The following is a 2,447-nucleotide window of genomic DNA, read 5'->3' on the forward strand; positions in this document are numbered from 1 at the left end:
AGATTGGGATTATTCCGATATTCAAAATGAAAGAAATATAGATTTTTTAGAATTGGATGGAATAAAAGTTCCAGAAGAAAAAATAAAAATATATGGAGATGGTTCAAAAGAAGTAGATATTACTAAAAATCCAGGTTATACAAGAAGAGAACATGACATTCCATTCGGAGTATATTGGAAGATGTGGATAGGAAATGATTACTATAATTGGTTATCAAAAGAAAAATTAGCATCATATACAAACTGTTATAAAAATATTGAATTAGAAAATGGTGTAAGAAAAATAATAATGACGAAAACATTAGAAGAGTTTATAAGCGAAGAAACAGACAATCTAAAATGGGACTTTAGAGAAAAAATAGGAATAGAAGAGGCTGCAGATAAACTAAAAGCAATACCGTACGAAATGGATCCAGACTATGCTGATATGGAATATATATATCCAGAAAATAGAAAAGATGTGCGATATGATATAATATATTTTGATAATAAAATGGAATCAATAGCAAGAAAATATGCAACTAAATATGTATTAACAGAAATAGAATTAGATGAAAATGGTAAATTTGTACGAGAAAAAACAACAGTAAAAGGGAAAATAGAAAATTTGGATAAAGAAAAATTAAAAGAAGGGAAAACAGAATTAAAAAAAAGAAAATAAACAAAGTTTAAGAGAAAAAGCAATAGATGTATATTAGAATAAAAAATGTGGAAATTTAAAGAGTGTAAAATATCCCAAAATTTTTACTATTTTTAAGTGATTTTTTCCTTTTTTTTGTAAATATATCAAAAAGAGTAATTATAGCAGTATTACTTGATAGGAACAAAAAAATAAAAATATTTTAAAACTGCACTTTCAATCTTAATATTTAAAGTTTAAGTGCAGTTTTTATATTTATAATAATATACTTTTATAATTTTTTCATTTCATTTGCAACAAATTCAACCAATGGACCAATAATTACCTGAACATCTGTTTTAGAAGGTTTTATTATTCCCGCTGCAACTTTTTTAATTTTTTTATCATCTACTAAAGTTGAATCTTTCACTTCTAGTCTTAATCGTGTAGCACAGTTATCTATGGAAACTACATTATCTTTTCCACCTAATGCTTCATATATGATTGTAGCTACTTCTGTATGACTATTATTTGAAGTTTCTATTTTTAATTCTTCTTCATTATCCTCTTCTTCTCTTCCAGGTGTTTTTAAATTAAAGGTTTTTATCAGTACTTTAAACAACAGATAATAAGCTACTCCAAATCCAAGTCCTAGAACTAACAACATAAATGGATTGTTAGCCATTGGCATTCCTGAAGTTAGTGAAAAGTCGATAAGTCCTGCACTAAATCCAAATCCTGCTGTCCAATGGAACATTGATGCTATAAATAAACTTAATCCTGTTAAAAGTGCGTGAACTGCATATAATAAAGGTGCTACAAACATAAATGCAAATTCAAGAGGTTCTGTTACTCCTGTTACAAATGAAGTAACTCCTGCTGCTAACATTAGCGATGCGATTTGTTTTTTTCTTTCAGGTTTTGCTTCTTGATACATTGCAAATGCTGCTGCTGGTAATCCAAACATCATAATAGGGAAGAATCCTGCCTGATACATTCCTGTTATACCTTTTACTCCTGTTCCTCCAAGGAAGTTTCCAATATCGTTTATTCCTGCTACATCAAACCAGAAAACCGCATTTAAGGCATGGTGTAATCCTAAAGGAATTAACAATCTGTTAAAGAATCCAAATATTCCAGCTCCTAAAGGTCCAAGTTTTAAGAATGTTTCTCCTAAAGTTACTAATGCTCCAAATATTACAGGCCATACAAAGAATAATACAGGAGATAATATAAGCATTACAGCTGATGTTAATATCGGAACTAGTCTTTTACCACTGAAAAATGCAAAAGCCATTGGCAACTGTGTCTTATGGAATCTGTTGAATATTTCAGCAGCTATTATTCCTGATAATATCCCTATAAATGCATTATTTATTTTTCCAAAAGCTAAAGGAACTTTATCTACATCCACTTTTGTCAAAACTGCAACAGACTCTTTTGATAATAACGTAGTTATTACTAAAAAACCTACTAACCCTGCTAATGCTGCAGAACCATCTTTTTCTTTAGATATCCCAACTGCTATTCCAACTGCGAACAATATAGGGATATTGTCCAATATGGAAGCTCCTGATTTAATTAGGAAAGCTGCCGCAGGACTGTTTGCTCCCCAACCAACGGGATCAAGTCTGTAACCTATTCCTAAAAGTATTGCTGCAGCTGGTAATACTGCAACTGGCAACATAAGTGATTTACCAATTTTCTGTAAATACTTCATCATTTTTAACCAACTCTCTTTCTATTTTTTGTTCATATTCTTCTATCACATAGGAATATAATTTTTTTTCATTATTATTATATCTTATTTTTATATTATGTCAATATT

The 2,447-nt window shown here is 29.6% G+C and carries 2 protein-coding genes; one reads left to right on the forward strand and one right to left on the reverse strand.

Annotation, left to right across the window (positions count from 1 at the left end):
* On the forward strand, nt 1-661 hold a 661-nt coding region (locus Q0370_RS00275; protein WP_299570501.1), incomplete at its 5' end, for a hypothetical protein.
* A gap of 250 nt (nt 662-911) precedes the next feature.
* Here the strand turns inward: Q0370_RS00275 and nagE are convergent.
* Nucleotides 912-2,342, reverse strand: a complete 1,431-nt coding sequence (nagE, locus tag Q0370_RS00280; RefSeq protein ID WP_299570504.1) for an N-acetylglucosamine-specific PTS transporter subunit IIBC — start codon at nt 2,340-2,342, stop codon at nt 912-914.
* Between the last annotated feature and the right edge of the window lie 105 nt (nt 2,343-2,447).

It is taken from the genome of uncultured Leptotrichia sp. (assembly GCF_938036635.1).
In the GTDB taxonomy this organism is placed as follows: Bacteria; Fusobacteriota; Fusobacteriia; order Fusobacteriales; family Leptotrichiaceae; genus Leptotrichia; species Leptotrichia hongkongensis.